General features: G+C 63.7%; 23 protein-coding genes, 1 tRNA gene, 1 other RNA gene and 1 riboswitch. Of the genes, 18 read left to right on the top strand and 7 right to left on the bottom strand.

Annotated elements, in window-relative coordinates:
- Window positions 1-126 precede the first annotated feature (126 nt).
- From MUN85_RS11100 to MUN85_RS11075, 6 genes are all read left to right on the top strand, one after another.
- A complete protein-coding gene (locus MUN85_RS11100; RefSeq protein WP_348647978.1) occupies window positions 127-780 on the top strand; it encodes an integrase core domain-containing protein in 654 nt (217 codons plus the stop codon).
- Window positions 781-1,912: 1,132 nt separating this feature from the next.
- The gene (locus MUN85_RS11095) at window positions 1,913-2,836 is read left to right on the top strand and encodes a peptidoglycan-binding protein (RefSeq protein ID WP_250506749.1); all 924 of its coding nucleotides are present in this window, start codon (window positions 1,913-1,915) and stop codon (window positions 2,834-2,836) included.
- 23 nt (window positions 2,837-2,859) lie between these two features.
- On the top strand, window positions 2,860-3,480 hold the full coding sequence (locus tag MUN85_RS11090; protein ID WP_250506748.1) for an ABC transporter ATP-binding protein: 621 nt from the start codon (window positions 2,860-2,862) through the stop codon (window positions 3,478-3,480).
- On the top strand, window positions 3,477-4,568 hold the full coding sequence (locus MUN85_RS11085; RefSeq protein ID WP_250506747.1) for an ABC transporter permease: 1,092 nt from the start codon (window positions 3,477-3,479) through the stop codon (window positions 4,566-4,568). The genes MUN85_RS11090 and MUN85_RS11085 overlap by 4 nt, the downstream gene beginning before the upstream one ends.
- Before the next feature lie 124 nt (window positions 4,569-4,692).
- Window positions 4,693-5,238 (top strand): YceI family protein, encoded by a 546-nt coding sequence (locus MUN85_RS11080; protein ID WP_250506746.1) that lies wholly within the window; start codon window positions 4,693-4,695, stop codon window positions 5,236-5,238.
- A gap of 284 nt (window positions 5,239-5,522) precedes the next feature.
- The gene (locus tag MUN85_RS11075) at window positions 5,523-6,722 is read left to right on the top strand and encodes an IS110 family RNA-guided transposase (RefSeq protein ID WP_250506745.1); all 1,200 of its coding nucleotides are present in this window, start codon (window positions 5,523-5,525) and stop codon (window positions 6,720-6,722) included.
- Between the two features lie 45 nt (window positions 6,723-6,767).
- On the opposite strand, the gene MUN85_RS11070 is transcribed toward MUN85_RS11075, so the two are convergent.
- From MUN85_RS11070 to MUN85_RS11050, 5 genes are all read right to left on the bottom strand, one after another.
- On the bottom strand, window positions 6,768-7,157 hold the full coding sequence (locus MUN85_RS11070; RefSeq protein WP_250506744.1) for an RNA-binding S4 domain-containing protein: 390 nt from the start codon (window positions 7,155-7,157) through the stop codon (window positions 6,768-6,770).
- A 23-nt stretch (window positions 7,158-7,180) separates the two neighbouring features.
- A complete protein-coding gene (locus tag MUN85_RS11065; RefSeq protein WP_250506743.1) occupies window positions 7,181-7,501 on the bottom strand; it encodes a YqfO family protein in 321 nt (106 codons plus the stop codon).
- Window positions 7,498-8,454 (bottom strand): glutathione S-transferase family protein, encoded by a 957-nt coding sequence (locus MUN85_RS11060; RefSeq protein WP_250506742.1) that lies wholly within the window; start codon window positions 8,452-8,454, stop codon window positions 7,498-7,500. Before MUN85_RS11060 ends, MUN85_RS11065 begins: the two co-directional genes overlap by 4 nt.
- A 110-nt stretch (window positions 8,455-8,564) precedes the next feature.
- Window positions 8,565-10,199 (bottom strand): sodium:solute symporter family protein, encoded by a 1,635-nt coding sequence (locus tag MUN85_RS11055; protein ID WP_250506741.1) that lies wholly within the window; start codon window positions 10,197-10,199, stop codon window positions 8,565-8,567.
- Complete coding sequence (locus MUN85_RS11050; RefSeq protein WP_092561642.1) at window positions 10,196-10,699, bottom strand: OsmC family protein; 504 nt, start codon at window positions 10,697-10,699, stop codon at window positions 10,196-10,198. The genes MUN85_RS11055 and MUN85_RS11050 overlap by 4 nt, the downstream gene beginning before the upstream one ends.
- A gap of 149 nt (window positions 10,700-10,848) precedes the next feature.
- Window positions 10,849-10,942, bottom strand: a riboswitch (SAM riboswitch).
- 71 nt (window positions 10,943-11,013) lie between these two features.
- On the opposite strand from MUN85_RS11050, the gene MUN85_RS11045 reads away from it, so the two are divergent.
- Window positions 11,014-11,661 (top strand): NUDIX hydrolase, encoded by a 648-nt coding sequence (locus MUN85_RS11045; RefSeq protein WP_092561644.1) that lies wholly within the window; start codon window positions 11,014-11,016, stop codon window positions 11,659-11,661.
- 98 nt (window positions 11,662-11,759) lie between these two features.
- On the opposite strand, the gene MUN85_RS11040 is transcribed toward MUN85_RS11045, so the two are convergent.
- Window positions 11,760-11,847, bottom strand: a tRNA-Ser gene (locus MUN85_RS11040).
- Between the two features lie 116 nt (window positions 11,848-11,963).
- Here MUN85_RS11040 and ffs point away from each other — a divergent pair.
- From ffs to MUN85_RS11015, 5 genes are all read left to right on the top strand, one after another.
- Window positions 11,964-12,058, top strand: an RNA gene (gene ffs / locus MUN85_RS11035) — signal recognition particle sRNA small type.
- Window positions 12,059-12,115: 57 nt separating this feature from the next.
- Complete coding sequence (locus MUN85_RS11030) at window positions 12,116-14,401, top strand: DNA polymerase III subunit gamma and tau (RefSeq protein WP_348647977.1); 2,286 nt, start codon at window positions 12,116-12,118, stop codon at window positions 14,399-14,401.
- The gene (recR, locus tag MUN85_RS11025; RefSeq protein WP_250506740.1) at window positions 14,401-15,000 is read left to right on the top strand and encodes a recombination mediator RecR; all 600 of its coding nucleotides are present in this window, start codon (window positions 14,401-14,403) and stop codon (window positions 14,998-15,000) included. The genes MUN85_RS11030 and recR overlap by 1 nt, the downstream gene beginning before the upstream one ends.
- An 82-nt stretch (window positions 15,001-15,082) precedes the next feature.
- The gene (locus tag MUN85_RS11020) at window positions 15,083-16,345 is read left to right on the top strand and encodes an aspartate kinase (protein ID WP_250506739.1); all 1,263 of its coding nucleotides are present in this window, start codon (window positions 15,083-15,085) and stop codon (window positions 16,343-16,345) included.
- Window positions 16,342-17,388 carry an aspartate-semialdehyde dehydrogenase gene (locus MUN85_RS11015; RefSeq protein WP_250506738.1) on the top strand — a complete coding sequence of 349 codons (1,047 nt, stop codon included), beginning with the start codon at window positions 16,342-16,344 and terminating at the stop codon, window positions 17,386-17,388. Before MUN85_RS11020 ends, MUN85_RS11015 begins: the two co-directional genes overlap by 4 nt.
- Window positions 17,389-17,514: 126 nt before the next feature.
- Here the strand turns inward: MUN85_RS11015 and MUN85_RS11010 are convergent, their stop codons facing one another.
- On the bottom strand, window positions 17,515-18,135 hold the full coding sequence (locus tag MUN85_RS11010; protein WP_250506737.1) for a biotin transporter BioY: 621 nt from the start codon (window positions 18,133-18,135) through the stop codon (window positions 17,515-17,517).
- Between the two features lie 234 nt (window positions 18,136-18,369).
- Here MUN85_RS11010 and MUN85_RS11005 point away from each other — a divergent pair, with 234 nt between their 5' ends.
- The 6 genes from MUN85_RS11005 to MUN85_RS10980 all read left to right on the top strand — a co-directional run bounded on the left by MUN85_RS11005 (window position 18,370) and on the right by MUN85_RS10980 (window position 25,824).
- Window positions 18,370-20,013, top strand: coding sequence for a peptide ABC transporter substrate-binding protein (locus tag MUN85_RS11005; protein ID WP_250506736.1), 1,644 nt, complete (start codon window positions 18,370-18,372; stop codon window positions 20,011-20,013).
- A gap of 68 nt (window positions 20,014-20,081) precedes the next feature.
- Window positions 20,082-21,008, top strand: a complete 927-nt coding sequence (locus MUN85_RS11000; protein ID WP_250506735.1) for an ABC transporter permease — start codon at window positions 20,082-20,084, stop codon at window positions 21,006-21,008.
- Complete coding sequence (locus MUN85_RS10995) at window positions 21,001-22,089, top strand: ABC transporter permease (RefSeq protein ID WP_250506734.1); 1,089 nt, start codon at window positions 21,001-21,003, stop codon at window positions 22,087-22,089. The genes MUN85_RS11000 and MUN85_RS10995 overlap by 8 nt, the downstream gene beginning before the upstream one ends.
- Window positions 22,086-23,780, top strand: a complete 1,695-nt coding sequence (locus MUN85_RS10990) for a dipeptide ABC transporter ATP-binding protein (protein WP_250506733.1) — start codon at window positions 22,086-22,088, stop codon at window positions 23,778-23,780. Before MUN85_RS10995 ends, MUN85_RS10990 begins: the two co-directional genes overlap by 4 nt.
- Before the next feature lie 214 nt (window positions 23,781-23,994).
- Window positions 23,995-24,099 carry an LPXTG cell wall anchor domain-containing protein gene (locus MUN85_RS10985; protein ID WP_250506732.1) on the top strand — a complete coding sequence of 35 codons (105 nt, stop codon included), beginning with the start codon at window positions 23,995-23,997 and terminating at the stop codon, window positions 24,097-24,099.
- A 111-nt stretch (window positions 24,100-24,210) separates the two neighbouring features.
- On the top strand, window positions 24,211-25,824 hold the full coding sequence (locus MUN85_RS10980; protein ID WP_250506731.1) for a SulP family inorganic anion transporter: 1,614 nt from the start codon (window positions 24,211-24,213) through the stop codon (window positions 25,822-25,824).
- Window positions 25,825-26,059: the final 235 nt, after the last annotated feature.

Raw genomic sequence — 26,059 nt, 5'->3', positions numbered from 1 at the left:
AGATGGAGGCCCTCAGATGTGTGAAACGGTATCTCGCACGAGAAATGTTTTACACTCTGAAAGCTCGCACCGCGGTCATCAACCAGACGCAGATTGCTGCTTGACACTTAGAAGGGCGTCCGCGGAGTGCAGAATCGAGCTATTCGTTACGCGGATCGGCTTGCCGAGTGCGACGCGGTTGCGTCGGTCGGGTCCAAGGGCGACTCGTACGATAACGCGATGGCCGAAGCCTTGAACTCGCTCTACAAGGCCGAACTCGTGCGGAACCACGGCCCCTGGGAATCGATCAACGATCTCGAGTACGCGACCGCGGAATGGGTGGACTGGTGGAACGAGCGCCGACTCCATGGCGAGCTCGACCACCGCCCACCTGCCGAGGTTGAGGCCGACTACTGGGCGGCCCCACAACCCCAATTCTCACTACCCGAATCCAGAAAAAACACTCTCCATAAAACTCGACACTTGACAAGCGCTTGCCTCGGTGTGAAGGAGTACGGGGGAGTCGCGCTCAAGTCAATCGATGAAGACCTACGCCTGCTCATTGATAAGAGTGGTGCGCTTGTTGGTTCGCATCTGAACTGTGACCAGCCCGAACTCGCGCATAGGATCGGCTGCCAAACCGACCGAATAAGGGGAGTGGTCGCTGCAGAGCTCGGTGGTGATCAGTTGACAGCTAGTAGTTTCACACTGCTGTTAGACGACTCGCTCGATCTCGGTATTCTGCGCGGCCCGGTTCACCTGAGTCTTCTCACCGCCCGAGCCCGGAATCTCCACGAATAGAAGGACGTCTGAGGTATACCCAACCTCTGGCAAATCCAGCTGATCGGGTAGTTTCTCTGTGCCTAAAGCAGGGCTGACTTCTCCTTCAGACTTGAGCCCGGGTAAAGGAACTAGCGAGTTGGAAACTCATTCGCCATCCGCGGCCAGCCGATCTTCTCTTCCAGCTAAGTCGACCCCACGTAATCAGTTGGCGTCGATTCCGGGATTGGCTCCGGATGACTCTGCCGATACGGCGTGAACAAGTTTCCTACCAGTCCCTGCGTTTGATCTGCAGCTTGCCGGCGACTTCGGTGACCGGTCCCCGTTCTGCGCGACCGACTGAACCACCTCAGCTTTGAACTGCGTACTGAGTTGTAACCGTGATTCGCCTGCCATGCTACATGGAACTAACCAAGAACCTTGATGTAACCAAGCCGTAACCGTTCGACGTATTGACTTCCAGTAGTGGGCGTGTAATCTTTCATACACATGAGTCAATGATAAGCAGGAAACTATGAAGCGAAATCGAATCTCTGCCGCGCTTGCGGCAGCAGCTTTGCTTGCTTCGTCAGTGCTTGTGGTAGGCCCCGCCAATGCTGCAAGTGCGACACGAACCCAAACATGCCCGACCACTGCGGTTGTGACTGCAGAGACTGCGACGCCTAACTCCGCGCTACATACCCACAAATATGTCGCGACGTCGGGCGCCACAATCACCCGCCAGGGCAGCGGAATTAGCTTCAGGTCAGGTTCCGGATACTACAAAGCAACGGTAACAATGAAGACGAACACGGTTGAATCGTTCACCAAAGTGTCGACTTCTTGTTTTCACATTGGCTGAAGCAAGTAGCGGTAACTACTCGGAAGAACCGGGGTGGAGTACACTCCACCCCGGTTCTGAGTATTCTCCTTTAAGAATGCGTGGATTGTGATGGCCTCCAGGCATGGGTTTTCTAGATCCGCTGTGATCGTAGGCGCATCAATAGTCGTGCTTGCTCTCGTCTTTGCAAGCGGGTGGTGGGCAGCATCAGTAACCTTCGGATCGCGTTCGGTCAAGGAAGAACCTGGCGAGACAGTCACGGCTGAAGCTCGCGAAGGAACAGTGGGTCGAGTTTTCAATTTCGGTCTAACTATCCAGATTCCGACGGCTGCCGTGACCACGAACTCGCTCACCGGCGTTGTTACCCGGGTAGGGGAGGGCGAAGCAAAGCAAGGTGATGTCTTGTACGTTGTTGGAGATCAGCCCGTCGTAGCCGTCGTGTCTTCTGCCCCGTTTTATCGTGACCTTACCGAAGGTGTTAAGGGTGCCGATGTCACAGCTCTGCAGGAGATGCTCAAGCAGCAAGGAACACTGAGCTCTGAACCTGACGGGACTTTCGGTCAATCGACTTCCGCGGCACTGAAGGATCTTCAGAAGAAGCTGGGTGCACCCGCCAGCGGGGTTGCGCCCCTTGGATCGCTCGTGGCTTTCTCCGAGCTTCCCACGCCCATCACTTTCAAAGACGGGTTCCGTCCCGGCGTTGCCGTGAGCAGCGGAGACGAGATTGTGTCTGCAGCAGTGGGAGATCGGGAGTTCTTCGTCAACGTTTCCAGTGCTCAAAGTGAGTTTGTCCCGGTAGGGGCCCGCGTGACTTTTTCCTACGGTGGGGAAACGTTCACAGGCGTGATTTCCGCGACTGAGCGAGTTAGCGAGATGGATTCGATCCGGGCACGACTCTCTGGCATCGATGGCGGCAGCGTGTGCGACTCTCGCTGCGATGTCCTTCCTGCTGCCCCCCAAACATCGCTGCTCGCCGAGGTGCGCCCAGAAGAGCCTGTCGCTGGGATTGTGGTTCCGGCAGCAGCAGTTCAATCCACTCCGAGCGGAACGACGTTCGTCACCATGGCTGATGGCGAGCGACGAGATGTGACGGTGACGGGTTCGGGCCAGGGGCTGGTCGTTGTCGACGGACTACGAGCGGGCGAGCAGGTGCAGCTTGCACAAGGCGCGACGCCTGCACCCGGTGGTACGCCAAGTCAGGATCCCAGCCAGCCGGTTGAAGGTGACACCCCGACCGATGAGACCAGCGCGGGTTAAAGGCCATGTTGGCGATTACGGACGTGGCATTTTCGTACCCGCAGTCAAATGAAGTGCTGTATAACGGTCTCTCCCACACCTTCACACCAGGTGCGGTCACCTCGGTCACCGGTCCTTCAGGCTGTGGGAAATCGACCCTGCTCTACATCCTTGGTTTGATGCTGCGGCCTAGCCAGGGGCATGTGTTCCTTAACGAAATTGCCCTTTCGGCAGCGCCTAATCTAGCGCGGGCTCGGGCACGCGCTACGAGTTTCGGATTTGTTTTCCAGGACTCAGCGCTCGACCCAACCCGCAGCATCCTTGACGCAGTCATCGAGCCCGCGCTCTACGCGGGGTGGAGTCGGGCGGATGCAGCTGTTCGCGCGCGCGAGCTTATGGATCTCACGCAAGTGAACTATCGAGCGAGCCACAAACCGGGACAAATCTCGGGAGGCCAGGCTCAGCGGGTGGCACTGGCCCGTGCGCTCGTTAATGATCCCCAGGTTGTGCTCGCCGACGAGCCAACGGGAAACCTCGACAAAGCTAATGCTGAAATTGTCCTCGATATCTTTCATCAGCAAGCGGCGCTCGGCAGGACCATCATTGTCGTCACGCACGACCCGTTCGTGGTGGCGAATTCTGATGAGATCTTGGAGCTTATATGAAGCTCAAAGAGCTAGTTCGTGAAACAGCTGTTGCGGCATGGGCTCTCAAGGTCTCCTCGGCCGCGATTGCGCTCGTCGCTGCGATCGTGTGTCTAGCTTCCCTGTTGACCGTTGGTCGTGCCGCTGCCGCTGATGCAAAGCTCGAACAACGGTTGGAAGAGGCTGGCTCACGAGCATTTTCCGTTGTCGATGTCCAGAACATGAAGTTCTTGAATTCCGACGTGGTCGCGGCGATTAACTCGTTATCGATAGTCGAACGAGCTTACGGGTTCTCTATCGCCCAAGATGCGGTCAATACCGCCATCGGACCCGGCGGGACCCAGGCTCCGGCCCGGGTTGTGGTTGGTGACCTCACCGAGATCGTTGAACTTAAGGAGGGTCGCTGGCCCCAACCTGGCGAGGCCATCGTCGATGCCATAGCCCAGCGGACTCTTGGACTCGCGGAGCCATTTGGTGCTATCACTCTCGTGACGTCGAATGCCCAAGCGCCGGTTGTCGGACGGTATGAGGCGAAGGTTGTTCTCGACGGGGTGGAGTCAGTTCTCATCAGTGGAGACTCCGGCAAACCGACCCAGGTCGTGCAGGCAATTGTGGCCGACTATCGAGATGTGGATCGCGCAATGCGTGCGACCAACTCAATTATCTCTGCCGGAGATCCCAATCTAGTGCGTATCCAATCGCCCATCTCGATCACTGAGCTAGCGGAATCTGTTGCCGGAGATCTTGCCGGGTATTCGACGTCCATTCTCTATGGAGTGCTCGGTGTCGGGGCGATCATCTGTGTGCTCGTAGTCTTTTCCGATGCCCTGTCACGCCGCTCCGACCTTGGCCGTCGGATGGCTCTCGGGGCTAGTCGCGGCGTCATAATGGGCTACACCATCGGTCGAACCGTGCTACCAGCCCTCGTGGGGATTGTCCTCGGATGCGTCGCGGGATTAGCAACGACGACGTGGCTGGGACATACCGCTCCACTGAGCTTCACACTCGGCGTTGCGATCCTGACCCTTATGGTGACGACCGCTTCCGCACTACCGGGAGCCCTGTGGGCGGCTCACCAAGATCCGGTTGTCGTCCTGCGGATTCCATAGTTGCGAGGATCACATCCCGGATTAGTCCAAATTTGAACTACCCGGTTGACAAGGGCAGAAGACGTCAGTAGCTTCATTGGTGAAACGTCAACTACATCGTTTGTCTGACTGAAGGAGACAGCACATGACCACTCTGAAGGACCTCACCGGTACCTGGACCATCGACCCGAGCCACACCGAGGTCGGGTTCGTCGCTCGCCACGCCATGGTGACCAAGGTTCGCGGCAGCTTCACCGATGTCACGGGAACGGCGAACTTCGACAACGGTGTGGACAGCGGCCAGGTCGACGTCACCATCAAGGCCGAGTCGGTCGATACCCGTAGCGCTGACCGCGATGCGCACCTGCGCTCCGAGGACTTCTTTGAGGTCGAGAAGTACCCGAGCGTCACCTTCAAGTCCACCGACGTCAAGGCCGTCGATGAGGACACCCTGCAGGTGACCGGCGATCTCACCATCAAGGACGTCACCATGCCCGTGACCATCGACTTCGATTTCCAGGGCGTCGTTACCGACCCGTGGGGCAACGAGCGCGCGGGCCTGGAAGGCTCCGTCGTCGTGAACCGCAAGGACTTCGGTCTGCAGTGGAACGCTGCCCTCGAGGCCGGCGGCGTTCTCGTCTCCGAAAAGGTGACCCTCCAGTTCGAGGTGTCCGCAACCAAGAACGCCTAAACGTTCCTCCCGCCGCGACTTAAGCGGCCCGACGCCCCACAGCGCTGCCCCCGTTACATTTATTGGTAGGTCCTCACCAGAGGATCTGGTCGCTGGCCCTGGTATGGCTGTCTTGCCCTGTCATCGATGATCCGGGGGTGTTGCCGCCAGGGGTCCAGGACGCGCGTTGACTGCTGATAGGGACACGGCCCGACTTCGGTTGAGGTCTCTTCGTAACGTGGGTGCCAGCATCGGGTGTCATGACACCAGCGGCCAGGGATACAAGCAGGACAAGGGAGCCTGTCATGACAACCGAATACGCCATCACACTGGGACTCGACGTCGGGAAGTCCACCCACCACGGATGCGCTCTCACTGCCGACGGGCAACGCGTGTACGACCGCGAGCTGCCCCAAGATGAGACCGCGCTGCGGAAAGTCATCACCAATCTTCAGCAGCACGGTTCGGTGCTCGTCGTCGTTGACCAGCCGAACACGATCGGGGCATTGCCGATCGCTGTCGCTCGCGATCTCGGCGCGGGAGTCGCATACCTACCCGGGCTGGCGATGCGCAAAGCCGCGGACCTGTATCCGGGACGGTCGAAGACCGACGCCAGGGACGCGTTCATCATCGCCGATACCGCCAGGACAATGCCACACACGCTCCGAGCCGTGGACCGCAACTCCGAGGTCTTATCGGCGCTGAAGGTGCTGTCCGGGTTCGACGAGGACCTCGCTCGCGAGTCGACGCGCGCGATCAACCGTCTGCGGTCCCTTCTGGTCCAGATCTACCCATCTTTGGAACGCGTTTTCCCTGGTGTCGTCCTCACCCGGGCGATCGTGTTGGATCTGTTCATCCGTTACCACGGACCCGCCGGACTCAAGGCTGCTGGGAAGGCCGGGGTGAAGCGGTGGGCACGTAACCACAGCAGGAAAGACCCGGGCCCACTCATCGACCAGGTTTTCACGGCACTGTCTGAGCAGACTGTCACGGTGCCCGGTGCAGAAGCTGTCGAGCTCGTCATCCCGAGGGTCGCAGCACAGATCAAAGAGCTCAAGCACCAGCGGGACATCGTTGCCGAAGAGGTCGAGAAGCTGGTCGACGACTTCCCTCTTTCCACGGTCTTGACGTCAATGCCGGGAGTCGGGGTCAAGACCGCAGCGCAGATCCTCCTGGCCGCCGGCGACATGTCCGCGTTCCCAAGCCCAGGACACCTGGCCGCCTACGCCGGGATCGCCCCAGTGACCCGACGGTCCGGGACGTCCATCCGAGGTGAGTTCCCCGCCCGCGCTGGGAACAAGCGGTTGAAGAACGCTTTGTTCCGGTCCGCGTGGGTCGCCTCATGCCACGACCCGCTGTCGAAGGTGTATTACGAGCGGAAGAGAGCCGAGGGCAAGCGCCACAACGCGGCGGTCATGTGCTTGGCGCGTCGCCGACTGAACGTCATGTACGCGATGATGAAAACAGGCACGCTATACGAGCCCCGAATCTCTGCAGCTGCTTGACAACCACCATAGGGACACCCCCTTGGCTGTGGGGCGTTGGCGTATCTAGCGGGGGTCGCGGCCCATGAGGCGGTCGAGTGCTCGGCGTTCCTTTTTCGTGGGACGCCCAGCGCCGCGGTCCCGAAAGACCGGCATCGGTGCAACGAGCGGGGTGGGGCGCGGCGGCGAATGATCGATGTAGCACGTTGCGGCAACGGGTGCGCCGACCCGCTTCTTTAGCAGCCCCGTTACTTCAAGGATCCGATCAAAGCCCTGGAAACGGTAGCGCACCTCGTCCCCGACGCGTACGGGGGTGGCGGGCTTGGCGCGCTCGTCGTTGACGCGAACGTGCCCGGCGCGGCACGCCTGCGCCGCAGCCGAGCGCGTCTTTAGTTGCCGTACCGACCACAGCCAGACGTCGACTCGAACACTTCCCTCGGTTATCGGACTTGTCATGCCCACCATCGTGTCATGACGCGCTAGAGATCCTCGATGGTCAGCGCTTCGTAGCAGTGATAGGCAACCTTTTCGTAGGGGTGTGCCTCGATCATTGCGGCGACGGCGGCTTTGGCTCGATCGCGCGGGCAGACCGCCTCGATCCGAACTTCCTCGACGACTTCGAGCGAGCCGAGGGACCCGATCGTCGGGTTAGCTCCGCTTTCGGGTCGAAACCGGCCCTGGCCGCGTGCGGAGAAACTGCACGCGCTGTAATTTCCGACGTGGCCGGCGCCCGCGCCCGCCAGAGCATCCCGGACGCGGTCCGCATGCTCTACGGGCGCGAACACCACGATGACGATCACGAGAGATGGTCGCGACCGCTGGGCTCATCCAGCCAGGACATGTCGGGGCCCTTGGGCACGATCTGCGTCGGGTTCACGTTAGTGTGCACGACGTAGTAGTGCTCCTTGATCTGGTCGATATTCGTCGTATCCCCGAATCCGGGCGTCTGCCACAGGTCCTTGAGGTAGGCGGACAGGACGGGGAAGGAGGAGATCGTCTGCCGGTTGCACTTGAAGTGGCCGAAATAGACCGGGTCGAAGCGCACGAGCGTCGGATAGAGGCGAATATCTGCCAGGGTGATCGAATCGCCGACCAGATAGCGTCGATCCGCGAGTAGCTCCTCGAGCCAGTCGAGGGTAGCGAAGACGCGATCGTAGGCATCCTCATAGGCGCTTTGCGACGTGGCGAAGCCGGCCTGGTAGACGCCATTGTTGAGATCCGGGTAGACGCATTCGTTGATCTTTTCGATCTCCTCGCGCAGGTCCTCCGGGTAGAGCTCGGGGGCGTCGGGCTTGGCACACTCGCCCCACTGCGTCGCCAGGTCCTTGGAGAGCTGATCGAAGTCGTTTGTCACGACGGCCGTCGTCGGAATGTCGACCATGGCCGGCACCGTGATACCGAGCGGATAGTCGGGAACCCGATTGAAGTAGGCCTCCTGCAGGCGCTCGATGCCAAGGACCGGATCCTGGCCGCCCGGATCGAGGTCGAAGGTCCAGGAGCGCTCGTCGTGGGTTGGTCCCGCGAGCCCGAGCGAGATGGCGTCCTGCAAGCCCATGAGCTCGCGGACAAGAATGGTGCGGTGTGCCCACGGGCAGGCGCGTGCGGCGGCAAGGTGATAGCGGCCGGCCTCCACCGGCCAGGTCATGTCACCCACCTTCTCGCCCGTCGGTTCGCCCGCGGGTGCATCCGCAACGATCCGATCCGTGATGTAGCGGGTGTCGCGGTCAAAGGTGCCGCTGGTGTCATCGCTCATGATGTCTCCTCGCGTAGGGATGTGGTTAGCTCCACGGTAGGTCGATGACCCCGACATCCGCGAGGTGAGCGATGCGGGGACGACGAGTCTGCCGCCCCCGCATCGCCGAGCTAGGAGGCGGCGACCGCCCCAGCCTCCTGGAACTCGCGCTTCGCGGGAGTTTCCGCGGTGCGCAGCAACCGGGTAGCGGCCGCCGTCGCAAGGGCGAGTGCGCTGAATGCGGCAAGTCCCAGCAGGCCGCGTTCGTGGAGCCACCCGAATGCGAGCGCAGTGGTAGCGGCGATGCTGAGCGCCGCGAAGCCGAGGATCCCTCCCGAGCGTCGCAGTGAGTGATCGCGCGTCACCGCGAGGACTGTTCGCTGCTCGGTGAGCGTGACCGCCAGCAGGATGAGGAGGTTCGTCCCCATTCCGATCCACACGGGATGGACTCCGAGGTGGAACGTCGCCGGCTGCCAACCACCGAGCTGGTACCAGGCGAGACCCGCGCCGAACCCGCCCGCCATTGCGGAAAGAGCTGCTCGGCGGGTGGCGAGTGGCCAGAACAGCACCCCGATGATGGGGGCGAGCGTAGCGCCATTGCGCAACGTCCACGCGAGCACGTTCCACCAGGCCGATTCGCTCGTACGCGCAAACGCAAAGGCGATCATCACGACGGTAAGCACGACGAGCGATCGCCGTGTCCACGTCACGAGCTGCTCGGGGCTCGCATCGGGGCGGATCGCGAGTCCGACGTCGCGCCCAAGGCTCGTCGCGCCGGAGAACTGGCACGGTCCACCCCAACCGAGGGCGCACGCCCAGATGCCGAGGAAGAACAAGGCCGCCAGGGGAGCGGGCACCGCGGACGCGACGTATTGGGCGACGCCAATGAGACCGTTGGAGGCGCCCGGCAGCGTCAGGGCTGCCGCGATTCCGATGAGGGTACCGATCACGATGAACGGCACCGCGAGCCACGCGGCCGTGATCAGCCCCTGCCGGCCAGCGGCGGGCGTGCGGCACGATAGCGACATCTGGAACGCCGCCTGCGCGAGCAGCACGTTGACGATGAACGTACCGAACCAGGCGACGATGAGCCCGGTTCCGGCGCTGGACAGGGAGAACAGTTCCGGCCGCTGATCGCTTGCGGCTGCGAGCGCGGGCAGCCCCGGTGTGCCAAGGACCGCGACGGCGCCCACGCCCAGCATGAAGGCGAATGCGACACAGTTCGAGGTCTGGGCGAACGCGACCGAGCGCATGCCGCCGGCCGCGAGATAGGCCAACAGCAGCAGGGCAGTAAAGATGACGGTTAGGTGCACGGGCAGGCCGGTCACGACGTGCAGCGCGGAGGCGAAGGCGATTGCCGTCGCCACGGCCCACATGGGGAACGTGAAGGCTGTAATACCGCCCGCAATGCCGCGCGCGAGTCGGCCGTAACGATCGCCGATGAGCCCGGAGACGGTGACGACGAGGCGCTGTCGCAGCGGGGCGACGAGTAGTAGCGCAATGAGCAGGATCTGCGTGATCTCAGCGACGCCGTACCATAGCGCGGAAACCCCGGTGCGGTAGCTCAACTCGAGGATCGCGATAAACGATGAGCCCGAGAACAGGCCGGTGATGCACACTGCCACGGTCCACGGTGAAAAGGATCGCCCGCCGACAAAGAAGTCCGCAGCGCCGCCGGCTCGGCCCGCGAGAGCACGCGGGCCGAGAATAAGGAAGAGGGTGTACCCGAGCGCGAGTGTCACCGTCCAGATGCCGACGCTGCTCACGCGCTTACCTCAGCGCCGTTGAGCAGCCAGGTGACCTCGGGCGTGCAGCCGGCCTGGTGGAACAGGTTGTAGGCCGGGCAGCGCTTTTCTACCTGGTCAATGAGCTCAGCAAACTCATCAGTCAGCGCGGTGGCCTCAACCCACACCGTCGCTTCGAGCGAGGTGAATGACGGGCTGACGTCAGCAAGCCCGGCAAAGCCGCGACGGTCGAGCTTGGCCGTCGCCGTGTGGCGGATGACGGCGATATCGATGCCGCGCTCGCGGGCTACGAGCTCAATGAGCACTGTCAGGCAGCCCAGGAATCCACCGACGACGTAATCCATCGGGGTGGGGGCGGAATTATCTCCGCCGAGCGCGACGGGCTCGCCCGTCGTAAAGGAAAACGAGCCGACCTCAACATCGGTGCGGAGCGCTCCGGTCCAGGTGCCGCGGGCGCGGATCGACTTGAGTTGCGGGGTGGACGCGATCGCAGGGGTATCAACAGTAGTAGCGGTAGACATGAATAGTCCTCACGGTAGGACGCCAACGGCAGGCCGAAGTTGGGCAGAAATCTGCCGTGGCTACGGGATGGGGTGGGGCGTCGTACCCCGAGCAGTGCCGGGGTAACTGCGGTCTCACACCGCGGCGAGCATTCGTGTCATGGACAAAACCTCCATCGCACCTGGCGTTAGCACCGGGGCCGCATGGGCGGCGGGTTGCTGCAGCGTTATCGAGCCAGGACTCTCGGCTGCTCTGGATAGATGTCCCGCCAACCTAACGAGCGCTTGCTCCCATCACCCCCTGCCGTCCGCATGATGGACGCTAGGGTGAGCCTATGAGCTCGACGTTTGCCTGGGAAGAGCGGCTTCGCACCCACCTCGCCTCCGTTCCGAGTGCCGAGCGGCCCCTCGCTGTGACCGACGATGGCCGCAAACTGCGGACGGCCGCAGTCCTTGCCGCCCTCAGCCACGAGGAGGATCCGGTCATCATCATGGTGCGCCGCGCCGCGGCGCTACGATCCCACCCGGGCCAAGTCGCGCTTCCCGGTGGATCCATCGAAGCCGGCGAGAATGCGATTGAAGCGGCGTTGCGCGAAGCCCACGAGGAAGTGGACCTCGCCCCCGAGCGGGTGCGGGTCCTCGGGCATCTCGCGGACCACCGGACCGGTGGCTCGGATTTTGCCGTCACGCCCGTCGTTGGCACGGTGGGGGAGCCGGGCGAGCTTTATGCCAAGGACACCGGCGAGGTCGCGAGTGTCCACCAGCTTCACATCTCCCAGCTCGCCGATCCCGATCATCGTGCGACCGCGACCCTCATGCACGGCTATAAAGGTCCCGCCTTCGTCGTCGATGACCTCTTTATCTGGGGCTTTACCGCTCATCTGCTGGATGGGCTGATCGAGATCGGGGGCTGGGCGCAACCTTGGGACCACGCCAAGCAGCTCGATGTTCCGATGGACTTCTTCCGGCCCGAGGTTCGCTAGGTCGTGTCCTTGCTGCTATGACCGATAAATGCACGAAACCCTGCCGGTAGGCGGGCTACTAGCAGGGCGTGTTTTTCGCATAATCATCGCGAAAAATGTGGCGGAGGATGGGGGATTCGAACCCCCGAGGGCTTGCACCCAACACGCTTTCCAAGCGTGCGCCATAGGCCACTAGGCGAATCCTCCTGGATGGACACATCGATGATGTGCAATCAGTAATATTAGCGGCTTTGTGGGCCAGCGTCGAATCTGGCGCAGCTTTGCCGACGTGACGATGACCGCAACTATCGGTTACAGTAGTCGGTGGCCCCCACGTGACGTTATCTCACCCAACTCCCCCAGGGCAGGAATGCAGCAAGGGTAAGTGAGCTCTGGCGGGTGCGTGGGGGTCCTTGCTATCCCCAGGCTGCTTGACCGGGCTGACGATGTCCGTCCTTCGCCCTATGCTTCAAGGGTGAGTACCGCCCTGTATCGCCGCTATCGACCCGAGACCTTTGCTGAAGTGATCGGGCAAGAGCATGTCACCGAACCGCTGACCGCGGCATTGCGGGCTGACCGAATCTCTCACGCCTACTTGTTTTCGGGGCCGCGCGGCTGCGGTAAAACAACGTCGGCGCGAATCTTTGCGCGCTGCCTGAACTGCGCCGAAGGCCCGACGGACACTCCATGCGGGACATGCCCGTCGTGTGTGGATCTCGCCCGCGGCGGCAGCGGTTCGCTAGACGTCGTTGAGATTGACGCGGCCTCCCACAATGGCGTCGATGATGCCCGCGACCTGCGCGAGCGCGCCGCCTTTGCTCCCGCGCGGGATCGGTTCAAAATCTTCATCCTCGATGAGGCCCACATGGTCACGCCGCAGGGGTTTAACGCTCTGCTGAAGATCGTTGAAGAGCCGCCCGCGCATGTGAAGTTCATCTTCGCGACGACCGAGCCGGAAAAGGTCATCGGCACGATTCGCTCGCGCACGCATCACTACCCCTTCCGCCTGGTTCCGCCCGAGCAACTCTCCGCCTACCTCAACCACCTGTGCGAGGCCGAGAGCATCCAGATCGACAAGGGCGTAGTGCCGCTCGTCGTGCGTGCCGGCGGGGGATCGGTGCGTGATTCGCTTTCCGTGCTCGACCAACTCATGGCCGGCGCCATCGACGGCGAGATTGGCTACGAGCGCGCAGCCCAGCTGTTGGGCTACACCTCGGCGGGGCTGCTTGATGATGCCGTCGGCGCAATGTCGGGCATCGATGGCGCGGCACTGTTCCGCGTCGTTGACCACGTCGTCGAATCCGGTCACGATCCCAAGCGTTTTACCGAGGACCTGCTGCAGCGACTCCGCGACCTCGTCGTCCTCGCGATCGCGGGCGATGCGGGACGTGACGCCATCCACGGCGTTCCCGATGATCAGCTCGAACGCATGGCTCACCAGGCGAGCCAACTCGGGGCCCGCCGCGCATCGGTCTCGGCGGATGCGGTGCACGACGCGCTGATCGATATGTCCGGCGCGACATCGCCCAGGCTGCAGCTCGAGCTGTTGTGTGCCCGGCTCATCCTCGCCCAGACGCAGCCCGAGGCTCCCGCAGCTGAGGCCGTACCGGCGCAGGGGAGCGTTCCTGCCGAGCGGATGCCCCGCCCCGCGGACCGGCCCCTGCCGCAGATGCCAAAATTCGGTAGGGCGAGCGGACAGGAGCAGCAGCCTAACGCCCCGCAACGGCCAGAGCCCGCACCCGCTGCGAGCAAGCCCGAGCCGGCGCGCGAGGAGCGAGCGCAGCAGGTGCCCGAGCCCGAGCGCAAGGAGCAGCCACAGCCCGCGCCGGAGGCACAACGCGAGCCGAAGCAGGCACCAGCACCCGAAGCGCAACGCGAACCAAAGCAGGCGCCCGCACCCGCCGAAGCGGAGCGGGGCGCATCGGCCGAGGACGCCGACATGTTGCGCCGGCGCTGGGACGAAGTGCTGGAGGTGCTCAAAGGCATCAGCCGTGTTACGTGGACCCTCGTGCAGGATCACGCTGTCGTCGGTGCCGTCTCGGGCGATAGCGTCCCCGTGCTCTTCCAGATTGACCCGCTGCGGCAACGGTTTGAGAACGGTCCCCATGCCGAGCACCTTGCCGAAGCGATCTTCCAGGCCGTCGGCCTCCGCGTGACCGTGCACGGCGAGCAGGTCGGCGCGAATGATGCCGCACCGGTTGCGCCCGCGAAGAAGGAGCCGCAACCGGCACCGGAGCCCTCGCCCTCACCGCAGCCCGCGCCGCAGCGGCCCGAGCCCGTCCGGCAGGAGCCCCAGCGGCCTGAGCCCGTCCGGCAGGAGCCCCAGCGGCCTGAGCCCGCGCCCGAGCAGCAGGAGGAACCGGCTACAGGGAACTGGCCGGCGCCGCGCAAGCCTGGTGTGCCAATGCCAGCTGATGCGCCGGCCCCCGCTAAATCCGAAAAACCCGCCCCCGGGGTTCCGATGCCGGGAGTGCCCTTTCCGTCCGATCACGTCGATGAGCGAGGCCGCGAAACGAACACCGCCCAGCCGGAGCTCAAGCGGCCCGATGTCGCCTCCCCGCTGACCGGCTCGGCGACGCCGCAGGCCGAGGCTCATACCGATGGCCCGGAGCCGAGTGAGCCTCCCGACGATGAGGACGAATACGGCGGCGCCAGCGACGATGATCAGGTGGTCGACGATGCCGAGTCCGAACTCAGCGGCGTCCAGCTCTTGAAAGCCGAACTCGGCGGCGTTGTGCTCGAGGAGATTGACGAGACGTAATGGCGATCTATGACGGCGCCCTGCAAGACCTCATCGACGAACTCGGCCAGCTGCCTGGCATCGGCCCGAAGTCCGCTCAGCGCATCGCGTTCTATCTCCTCGCGGCCGACAAGGACCGCGTTGATGCCCTCGCCTCCGCGATCCAGATCGTGAAGGACAAAGTCCACTTCTGCGAAGTCTGCGGCAACGTCGCGGAAGCCGAACTGTGCCGAATCTGCGCCGATCCACGCCGCAGCGATGACATTATCTGCGTCGTCGAAGAACCCAAGGACGTCGCCGCGATCGAGCGCACGCGGGAATTTCGCGGCCGCTACCACGTGCTGGGCGGCGCGATCGATCCCATCAACGGTGTCGGCCCCGGCGACCTACGCATCCAGGACCTTATGACGAGACTCACAACGAGTGACGTCAGCGAGGTCATCATCGCGACCGACCCCAACATCGAGGGCGAGGCCACTGCGGCCTACCTCGCGCGGATGCTGCGCGGCCTCGGGGTGCCAGTCTCCCGCCTTGCCTCGGGCCTGCCCGTGGGGGGCGATCTGGAATACGCCGACGAGGTCACCCTCGGCCGCGCCTTCGAGGGACGCCGACGGCTGTAACTGCCCACATGGTGGTATTCCTGGAAAGTCCTGGCCGCCCGGTGCCTAGCATCGAGCAACACGAGACCCCAGGAAGGTTGCCATGGCGTTAATCGTCCAGAAATTCGGCGGATCCTCGGTCGCTGATGCCGCCGGCTTGGCCCGCGTTGCCGATCGCGTCGCCGCCACAAAGCGGGCTGGCAACGATGTCGTCGTCGTGGTCTCCGCGATGGGCGACTCCACCGACGAGCTCCTCGACCTCGCCGCTGCCATTACGAGCGAGCCACCCGCGCGTGAGATGGACATCCTGCTCACCGCCGGCGAACGCATCTCGATGTCGCTGCTCGCGATGGCGATCAACGCTCGCGGCGTGCCTGCCCGCTCCTACACCGGCCAGCAGGCCGGCGTCCTGACCGATACCGCCTACGGCCGCGCCCAAATCAAGCAGATGGCGCCCGAACGCATCGTGCGCAGCCTCGCCGAGGGCCAGGTCGCCATCGTCGCAGGATTCCAGGGGGTCAACGACGATAACGACGTCACGACCCTGGGCCGTGGCGGCTCCGATACCACCGCTGTAGCGCTGGCGGCAGCCCTGAAGGCCGACGTCTGCGAAATCTACACCGACGTCGACGGCATCTTCACCGCCGACCCCCGCGTCGTGCCCACGGCTCGTCGCATTCCCGTCATCACGACGGAAGAAACCCTCGAACTGGCCGCGCATGGCGCCAAGATCCTGCACCTGCGCGCCGTCGAATTCGCTCGCCGCTACAACGTTCCGCTGCACGTGCGTTCCTCGTTTTCCGACCTGGAAGGCACCTGGGTGCGCAATCCCACCAAGGAGGACCCGATGGAAGATCCGATCATCGCGGGCGTCGCCCATGACGCCTCCCAGGGCAAGATCACCGTTCTCGGCTGCCCCGACCGCCCCGGCGTCGCGGCCCGCATCTTCCACGTGTGTGCCGCCGCCGACGCCAACGTCGACACGATCGTGCAGAACGTCTCCTCGGATTCGGCGCGCACCGATATCTCCTTCACGCTGCCCATGGACCAGGCCAAGTCCACCCTCGCCGCGCTGGAGGCCGCCGAAGACGATCTCGGCTTCACGGGCCTGACCTACACCGAGTCGATCGGCATCCTCTCGCTCGTGGGTGCCGGCATGCGAACCCACACCGGTATCTCGGCCGCGCTGTTTGGCGCCCTGTTCGAGGCCGGCGTCAACATCCACATGATCTCCACCTCGGAGATCCGAATCTCCGTCGTGGTCGCCGCCGAGGATCTCCCCGCGGCGCTCAAGGCCGTGCACGCGGCCTTCGACCTCGATGCATCCACCACCGAAGCCGTCGTATATGGAGGAACCGGACGATGAACCTCACCCTTGCCGTAGTCGGCGCGACCGGCCAGGTCGGCGAAGTCATGCGCGATCTGCTTGCCGAGCGCGATTTTCCCGCCACCGCCATTCGCTTCTTCGCCTCCGCCCGCTCGGCGGGTAAGACGCTGAACTACCGCGGATCGGACATCACCGTCGAAGACGTCGCCACCGCCGACCTTTCCGGCATCGACATCGCCCTGTTCTCCGCGGGCGGCGCCACCTCCACCACCTACGCGCCGAAGTTCGCGGCCGCTGGCGCGATCGTTGTCGACAACTCCTCGGCCTGGCGCAAGGACCCCGACGTCCCCCTCGTCGTCGCCGAGGTCAACCCCGCCGACCTCGCGAACCGCCCCAAGGGCATCATCGCGAACCCCAACTGCACGACGATGGCGGCCATGCCCGTACTCAAGGTGCTGCATGACGAAGCCGGCCTGACGCGCCTCATCGTCTCCTCCTACCAGGCCGTCTCCGGATCGGGCCTGGCGGGCGTTGAGGAACTCACCGGCCAGCTGCGCGCAGTTCTCGCGGCCGAGCCCGCCGCACTCGTCACCGACGGCGCCGCGATCGACCTGCCCGAGCCGCGCGTCTATGTCGCACCCATCGGATGCAACGTCGTGCCGCTTGCTGGCGCGCTTGTCGACGACGGATCGAATGAGACCGACGAGGAGCAAAAGCTCCGCAACGAATCCCGCCGGATCCTGAACATCCCCGAGCTCGCGGTCGCAGGCACGTGCGTGCGAGTGCCGGTCTACACCGGCCACACGCTCACGATCAATGCCGAGTTCGCCGAGCCCATCACGCCACAGCGCGCAGCCGAATTGCTGGCCGACGCTCCTGGCGTCAGGGTCGTGGACGTTCCCACCCCGCTCGCGGCCGCCGGCACCGACCCCTCGCTCGTCGGGCGGATCCGCCAGGATCAGTCCGTGCCGGACGGACGCGGCCTTGCCTTCGTGGTGTCTGGAGACAACCTGCGCAAGGGCGCGGCCCTCAACACGATCCAGCTGGCCGAACTTTTCGCGGAGGAGCTGCGCTCGGCCTGACACCGCCGCGTCGTGCGGATAACAAACCAGATCGCCGCGATCACCGCGACGAGGATGACGGCCACGATGGCGATGAGATTCGCAAAGTGCCCCGGAAGCGTCGGCTTCCGGGGCACTCCTCGTTTTCTAGGCGGTGGCGCCGGGGCGCCCGATCGCCTTCCAGGCAAGGGGGAGGGTCGCGGCGGCAATCGCCCACTTGATTGCGCCGCCGATCAGGAACGGAGTCACGCCCCACTCCATGAGGAGACCAAAGGTCACGGGCGTGCCCGCTGCCGATAAGACCGCACCCATGTAGGGCACCCCGAACAGGAACGGGATGATCGAGGCGAGTCCGAAGCCTGCGATCGCGAGCAACGGCTTGCGGTCCCACGTGCGCTCGGAGAGGTATCCGATGAGCGCGGCGGCGGGAATGAAGCCCAGGATGAAGCCAAAGCTCGGCGCAAGGACCATCGCGGGACCGGCAGCGCCGCCGGCGAAGACGGGCAGCCCGGCGAGTCCAGCGGCGGCATACCCTGCCATCGCGCCTGCGCCGCGCTTCATCCCCAGCGTCGCGCCGACGAGCAGCACAGCGAGAGTCTGGCCCGTGATCGGCACCGGCCACATGGGCACCTCGACGCGCGCGAGCAGGGCGGTCAGCGTGATCCCGGCGACGATGAGACCGGTCGTGCGGGCAATCCGACCGGCACGGCTATCAGCGTGCGGGATTGCCGCGTCGGCGAGGACTGGAGAATACGTAGTCGTTGACATACTCGTCAGATTAGCGGCCGGCCGGTGAAAGCCCGTTGGCGGTCCATGCCAAAAAACTGCCGCCATTTTCGCGTGTTGCCCACGCGACTAAACGCGCGCTGGTCACAATGTGGTTACAGCTTGGCCGCAAGGTCGTAGCCGAGGGGTGAGTTGAGTTACTCTACCGTCAATCACTAATTGTGTCCGCGCACACGTGTGCGAGCTCCGGACCACAACGAGAAAGGGAGGCCGAACGTGACCTTACGTCGCCACTCCGCCCTCGCCGGTATCGCGGCAGCATCCCTCTTGCTGGCTGCCTGCGGCGGGAACTCCTCTAATGGATCAACCGCTACCCCAACGGGCGGCGGCAACGAAACGAGTGATGGTGGTGCCTCAACCGGCGTCGTCACCGTGAACTCCACCGAGCCGCAGAACCCGCTGATCCCGACCAACACGAACGAAGTTGGCGGCGGTAAGATCATCGACCTCGTCTTCGAGGGCCTCGTCTACTACGACGCCAAGGGCGCCGCGCAAAATGCCGTGGCCGAGGACATCTCCACCGAGGACTCCAAGGTCTTTACCATCAAGCTCAAGGACGGCCTGAAGTTCACCAACGGTGACCCGGTCGACGCCGAGTCCTTCGTCAAGGCTTGGAACTACGGCGCTAAGGCCGAAAACGCCCAGCTCTCCTCCTACTTCTTCGAGCCCATTGAGGGCTTTGCGGAGGACAACAACGAGGACCTCACGGGCCTCGAGGTCGTCGACGCCACGACGTTCAAGGTCACGCTGAAGCAGCCCGAGGCTGACTTCCCGCTGCGCCTGGGCTACTCCGCCTTCTACCCGCTGCCCAAGGCCGCGTTTGACGATATGGAAGCCTTCGGCGAAAACCCGATCGGCAACGGCCCCTACAAGTTCGCCAAGGAAGGCGCTTGGGAGCACAACGTCCAGGTCGAGCTCGTCCCGAACGAGGACTACGACGGTGGCCGTAAGGCCAAGAACGGCGGCGTCACGCTGAAGTTCTACGAAACCCAGGACGCGGCCTACAACGACCTGCTCGCTGACAACCTCGACGTCATCGACGCGATTCCGGAATCGGCGCTCGCCAACTTCGAGTCCGAGCTTGGTGACCGTGCGGTCAACCAGCCCGCCGCGATCTTCCAGTCCTTCACGATCGCTCCCAAGACCGAGCACTTCGAAGGTGAGGAAGGCCAGCTGCGCCGCCAGGCGCTCTCGCACGCGATCAACCGCGAGGAGATCACCGAGAAGATCTTCAACGGCACCCGTACCCCGGCCAAGGACTTCACCTCGCCCGTCATCGACGGCTGGTCCGAGTCCGTTCCCGGCTCCGAGGTCCTCGCCTTCGATGCCGACAAGGCCAAGGAACTGTGGGCCAAGGCCGATGAGATCGCCAAGTGGGACGGCGAGTTCACCCTCGCCTACAACGCTGATGGTGGTCACCAGGCCTGGGTCGACGCAGTCGCCAACTCCATCAAGAACACCCTCGGTATCGACGCCGTTGGTAAGCCCTACCCGAAGTTCGCCGAGCTACGCTCCGACGTCACCGATCGCAAGATTAAGGGCGCCTTCCGCACCGGCTGGCAGGCCGACTACCCCGGCCTGTTCAACTTCCTCGGCCCGCTGTACGGCACCGGTGCTGGCTCCAATGACTCGGACTACAGCTCCGAAGAGTTCGACAACCTGCTGAAGGAAGGCTCGGCCGCCAGCGACGTGGCCGACGCCAACACCTCCTTCCAGAAGGCGCAGGAAGTCCTGTTCAAGGACCTCCCGTCCATCCCGCTGTGGTACTCCAACGTCACCGGTGGCTGGGCCAACACGGTTGAGAACGTTGAGTTCGGCTGGAACTCTGTGCCGTTGATGTACAACGTCACCAAGAAGTAATCCGTCCAACTTGCGGTGGGAGCGAGGCCAGCCGGCCTCGCTCCCACCCACACGTGTAAGGAGATCGCATGCTCTACTACGTGGGACGTCGACTGCTTCAGCTCATCCCCGTCTTCCTTGGGGCCACCCTGCTGATCTACGCGATGGTTTTCGCGATGCCGGGCGACCCGATCCAAGCCCTCGGTGGCGAACGCGGCCTATCGGAATCCGTAGCGGCCCAACTTCGCGCCAAATACCACCTCGATCAGCCGTTCTTTTTGCAGTACCTCAACTACTTAAAGAACATCTTCTTCCTAGACTTTGGCACGACTTTTTCTGGCCGCCCCGTCGGCGAAGTGATTGCCCAGGCCTACCCGGTCACCATCAAACTCGCGCTCATGGCGCTCGTCATCGAAACAATCTTCGGCGTCGGCTTTGGCCTCATTGCCGGTCTGCGCAAGGGCGGCATCTTCGATGCGACCGTCCTCATGGTCTCGCTCTTCGTCATTGCGGTTCCGACGTTCGTCATCGGTTTCGTTCTGCAGTTCTTTATAGGCGTCAAGCTGGGGTGGCTCAAGCCAACCGTCGGCGGTGACCATTCGTTTATGACGCTGCTGATGCCAGCCATCGTGCTCGGCGCCGTGTCGTTTGCCTACGTGCTGCGCCTGACCCGCACCTCCGTTGCGGAAGTGGCCTCGGCCGATCACGTGCGGACGGCCACCGCTAAGGGCCTCTCGCGCAAGCGCGTCATGATCGTGCACGTCCTTCGCAACTCCCTCATTCCCGTCGTGACCTTCCTTGGTGCGGACTTGGGTGCACTCATGGGGGGTGCCATCGTGACCGAGGGTATCTTCAATATCCCGGGCGTCGGAGGCACATTGTTCCGAGCAATCCAACAGTCCGAGGCCCCCACCGTCGTGTCGCTGACGACCGTCTTGGTGCTGGTTTATATCGTGGCCAACCTGTTGGTGGACTTGCTCTACGCACTTCTCGATCCGAGGATTCGCTATGCCTGACGAACGAAACATTGATCCGCTGGGCGCCGACGCCATGGGGCAGCGCCCCCAGGACGTCGACGGTCCCGGGCTTGCCGACTCGCAGGCCGAACATGAGGCAGCCGAGGACTTTTTCCCCGAGACGACGCGTCCCGCAGTCCTGGCAGACGCGCCCGTTCAGGAGCGCTTCGTCGCAGAAGAGGACGAAACCGGGCTGGGAGCTGTCGACGCCGTGCAGACGGACGGCGCGCCCTCCTCACTGTGGCGCGAAGCGTGGGATTCGCTCAAGCGACGGCCACTGTTCTGGGTCTCGGCAGTCCTCATCTTCCTGATGATCGCGATCGCCGCTGTTCCGCAGCTCTTCTCCTCAACCGATCCGACGTTCTGCGAGCTCGGTAACTCGCTGGAGCGAGCTCGGCCGGGCCACCCCTTCGGCTTTGACCGCCAGGGCTGCGACATTTACGCGCGGGCAATCTACGGCGCTCGGGCATCGGTGACGGTGGGTGTGCTCGCCACACTCGCGGTGACGATCCTCGGATCGATCATCGGCGCACTGGCCGGCTTCTACGGCGGCTGGGTCGATACGATCCTGGCGCGCGTGACCGACGTGTTCTTCGCCATCCCGATCGTGCTGGCCGCGATCGTCGTCATGCAGTTGTTTAAGCAGCAGCGCAACGTGTGGACGGTGATCGCCGTTCTCGCGATGTTCGGCTGGCCACAGATCGCGCGCATCACGCGAGGTGCCGTCATGAGCGTGAAGAACGAAGAGTTCGTCACGGCCTCGACAGCGCTCGGCTCATCGAAGCTCGCGACATTGGCGCGCCACATCATGCCCAATGCCGCGGCTCCGATCATCGTCACCGCGACCGTCTCCCTGGGCATCTTCATCGTGCTCGAGGCGACGCTGTCCTTCCTCGGGATTGGACTACCGCCCAGGGTCGTCAGCTGGGGCGCCGACATTTCCAAGGCGCAAGCCTCGCTGCGTTCGATGCCGCAGATCCTGTTCTATCCGGCGGGCTTCCTCGCAGCGACTGTCCTTAGCTTCATCATGATGGGCGATGCCGTGCGCGACGCTCTGGATCCGAAGGCGCGGAAACGATGACCACTACTCAGCACACCCCGAAGCGCTCCAGCAGCGAGCCGCTGCTCGAGATCGAAGACCTCAACGTCGCGTTCCGTTCCTCCACGGGCATGGTTCCGGCCGTGCGCGGCGCAAACCTGACGATCTATCCCGGTCAACATGTCGCAATCGTCGGCGAATCCGGCTCGGGTAAATCCACCCTGGCCCACGCCATCATCGACCTGTTGCCGGGCACCGGAAAGGTTACCGGAGGCAAGATCCTGTTCGAGGGCAAGGACATCGTCACGATGAGCCCGAAGCAGATCGTTGGCCTGCGCGGCTCCAATATCGGCCTCGTGCCACAGGACCCGATGTCCAACCTCAACCCCGTGTGGAAGATCGGATTCCAGGTCAAAGAGGCGCTGCGCGCCAATGGCGTCAAGAAAAAGGACCTCGATGCTCGCGTCATCGAAACCCTCGAACATGCGGGCCTCGATGATGCCGAACGGCGAGCGCGGCAGTACCCGCACGAGTTTTCGGGCGGCATGCGCCAGCGCGCGCTCATCGCGATCGGCCTGGCCAACCGGCCCAAACTGCTCATCGCCGATGAGCCCACGAGCGCCCTCGATGTGACGGTCCAGCGCCGAATCCTTGACCACCTCGAGCGGCTCACCGCCGAGATGGGCACGGCAGTGCTCTTCATTACGCATGACCTTGGGCTCGCCGCGGAACGCGCCGAGCACCTCGTCGTCATGCATCGCGGTCGCGTCGTGGAATCCGGACCGGCCCTAGAGATCCTGCGATCGCCCCAGCACCCGTACACGAAGCGACTCGTCGCCGCGGCGCCCTCGCTGGCCTCCAAGCGCATCGAGTCCGCCAAGGCGCGCGCTGCGATCCACGAGAAGCAAGACCTCGATGCAAGGGACCTGGACTCCAGCTTGCTGGAAGTCAAGAACCTCACCAAGGTCTTCCAGATTCGCGGCAAGCTGCCCGGACAGGGAACGGACTTCACCGCGGTAGACGACGTCTCCTTCCGGATTCGGCGCGGCACGACGATGGCGCTCGTGGGGGAGTCGGGCTCCGGTAAATCCACTGTCGCTAACATCGTGCTCAACCTGCTCGAACCCACCGAAGGCGAAGTGAATTTCGATGGCACCGTCGTCGGGAAACTGAACCGCTCGCAGCTGTTTAAGTTCCGGCGCCGCGTCCAGCCGATCTTCCAAAACCCCTACGGTTCGCTCGACCCGATGTACTCGATTTACCGCATCATCGAAGAGCCGCTGCGGGTGCACAACGTTGGCAAGAAGGCGGACCGCGCTAAGCGCGTCGCCGACCTGCTTGAGATGGTTGCGCTACCGAAATCAGCGATGCGTCGCTACCCGAACGAGCTCTCCGGCGGCCAACGCCAGCGCGTCGCGATCGCACGCGCCTTGGCACTGAACCCCGAACTCGTCGTGTGTGACGAGGCCGTCAGCGCCCTCGACGTGCTCGTCCAAGACCAGATCCTGCGGCTGCTGAACGACCTGCAGGCCGAACTCGACCTGTCCTACCTGTTCATCACCCACGACCTCGCCGTCGTGCGCCAGCTCGCCGACGACGTCGCGGTGATGCAGCAGGGCAAGATCATCGAATACGCCACAACCGACGAGGTCTTCAACAACCCCCAGCAGAACTACACCCGCGAGCTGCTGGCAGCCATCCCAGGCGCCAGCCTCAATATCGGCGCCGCCTAGCAGCGCCCAAGCGCCCGCCGCCCCAGCCACCCTGCAGCCGGGGCGGCGTTTGCGTCCCCGGGCAGATTGTTAGCTGGGAATGATTGTCGATACGCATGGGCGCATATATAGTCTCCTCCCCGGAAAGCGCTCTCCATGCCTTCGATCACCGACGGCCAGCTCACCCTGACGAGCAAGGGAAAAATCGCGGGACGATCGGGCTATATCCACCCGCTTGATTCCCACATCGTCTACTCCGGCGCCGCTCGGGCTCGGCGCGCTGCTGCTAGCGGCCGGTGCAGCCATCCTCGCGCTGCGCCGACGTACCCACGCCGGCTAGGGGCGGGGACCAAAGTCGCAGAATTTCGCGGCAACTGGGCTATGGTGAGATTGCCGTCTTGGTACTCCCGTCTCACTCTTTATGGATATCCGTACGCATTTTTCTGCCCTCTTGCCCCAGCGCGAGGATTATTCCCTCGCCGCGCGGTTTTGGCGCACCGACATTCTCGCCGGTATCACCGTCGGGATCGTCGCGCTGCCGCTCGCGCTCGCCTTCTCGCTGTCCTCTGGCCTGAGCGCCTCGGCCGGCTTGGTCACCGCGATCGTGGCGGGGATCGTCGCCGCGATCTTCGGTGGCTCTCACCTGCAGATCTCGGGGCCGACCGGCGCCATGGTCGTCGTGCTTGCGCCCGTCGTAGCCACCCATGGTGCCAGCGTCGTACCGCTGCTGTCGGTGATGGCCGGGATCGCGGTCCTCGCGGCCGGGGTGCTTGGGCTGGGCCGCTCGGTATCGTTCATTCCGTGGCCCGTCGTTGAGGGGTTCACGCTCGGCATCGCTACGATCATCTTCTTTCAGCAGGTTCCGGGTGCCCTGGGGCAAAGTGCCGTGCCGGGAGTCAACGCGGTCCTCGCCGCGTGGCACGCGGCGCTCGATGCGACGTGGTCCATCGCCGCGCTGACGCTGCTCTTGGCGGGAATCGTTGCGGCCACGACGATCGTGGCGCCGCGGATCCATCCGCTGCTGCCCGGCTCGCTGATTGGCGTCATCGTGGCCACGCTCGTCGCGGAACTCGGCGGCCTTGCGGTCCCGCGGATCGGCGAGATTCCGGCGTCGCTGCCTGCGCCCGAACTGCCAGCAATGTCGTTTTCGCTCATCCAGTCGTTGGCTGGTCCGGCGCTCGCGGTCGCACTGCTTGCCGCAATCGAATCGCTGCTGTCCGCCCGCGTCGCGGCCGGGATGATTCCTGGCGGCACGTACCAGCCGGATCGTGAGCTTTTCGGCCAAGGCCTGGCCTCTATTGCGTCGGGGCTGTTTGGTGGGATGCCCGCGACGGGTGCGATTGCCCGCACCGCCGTCAACATCCGATCAGGAGGCCGCTCGCGACTCGCATCGCTCGTGCATGCGCTCGTCTTGGTCGGTGTCGTCCTGCTCGCCTCAGGGCTGGTGTCTCGGATTCCGCTATCTGCGCTCGCGGGCGTCCTTATGGTGACGGCAACCCGGATGACGAGTCGGCACACCGTGTTTTCGGTGCTGCGTTCCACCCGCTCCGACGCGGTGGTATTCCTCGTGACTGCAGGAATCACGATCGGCCTAGATCTCATTCAGGCGATCGCGGTCGGGATCGGGATCGCTGGGGTCTTCATCCTGCGCAAACTATCGGAACGCTCGGGTATCACTCGCGAGGAAGTCCCAGGGGCAACGGAGCAGGATGCGACCATCGCGATTTTGCGGCTCGATGGCGCGATGTTCTTTGGTGTGACTGACCGCATCGAAACGGAAGCCGCGCGGTTGCGTGGCGTGAGCGTCGTAATTTTGCGGCTATCTCGGGTCGGTATCTTGGACGCGACCGGTGCTCGGTCACTGACAGATATCGTGACGTCGCTACGGGAGCGGGGGATGCTGGTGCTAATTAAGGGGTTGAACCCGGCGCATCGGGGCTTGACTGAGCGGCTCGGAGTTGCGGGTGCCCTGGGTGATGCCGAGCATTCCTTTGATTCGCTGGAATCGGCGCTTGCTTACGCTCGGCGCTACGTCGCGGAGCAAGCCGACGCGGCGGCGCGCTAACGCGTGAGCCTCGCGGTGCAGATGCGTACCCCGGTAGCGAGAGTGGTAAATCGCGTGCCGCGTGGACCAGATGAATCGCGGGCTGCACCACTCCTGGGACGGCTTATTCAACACCCATCCGTCTCCGATCGTGACGCACGCATGAACAGCGAGCCCATCGGGCTGCCGCCATACCAAGACCGTGCCAGCATGATCATCAGCTGATCGCCCCCGGATCGGTTGCGGGTGAGCCGCT

Source organism: Bowdeniella massiliensis (genome assembly GCF_023634005.1).
In the GTDB taxonomy this organism is placed as follows: domain Bacteria; phylum Actinomycetota; class Actinomycetes; order Actinomycetales; family Actinomycetaceae; genus Bowdeniella; species Bowdeniella massiliensis.
Note: the sequence above shows the minus strand (reverse complement) of the source record. Positions and strands in the feature narration are given on the sequence as shown.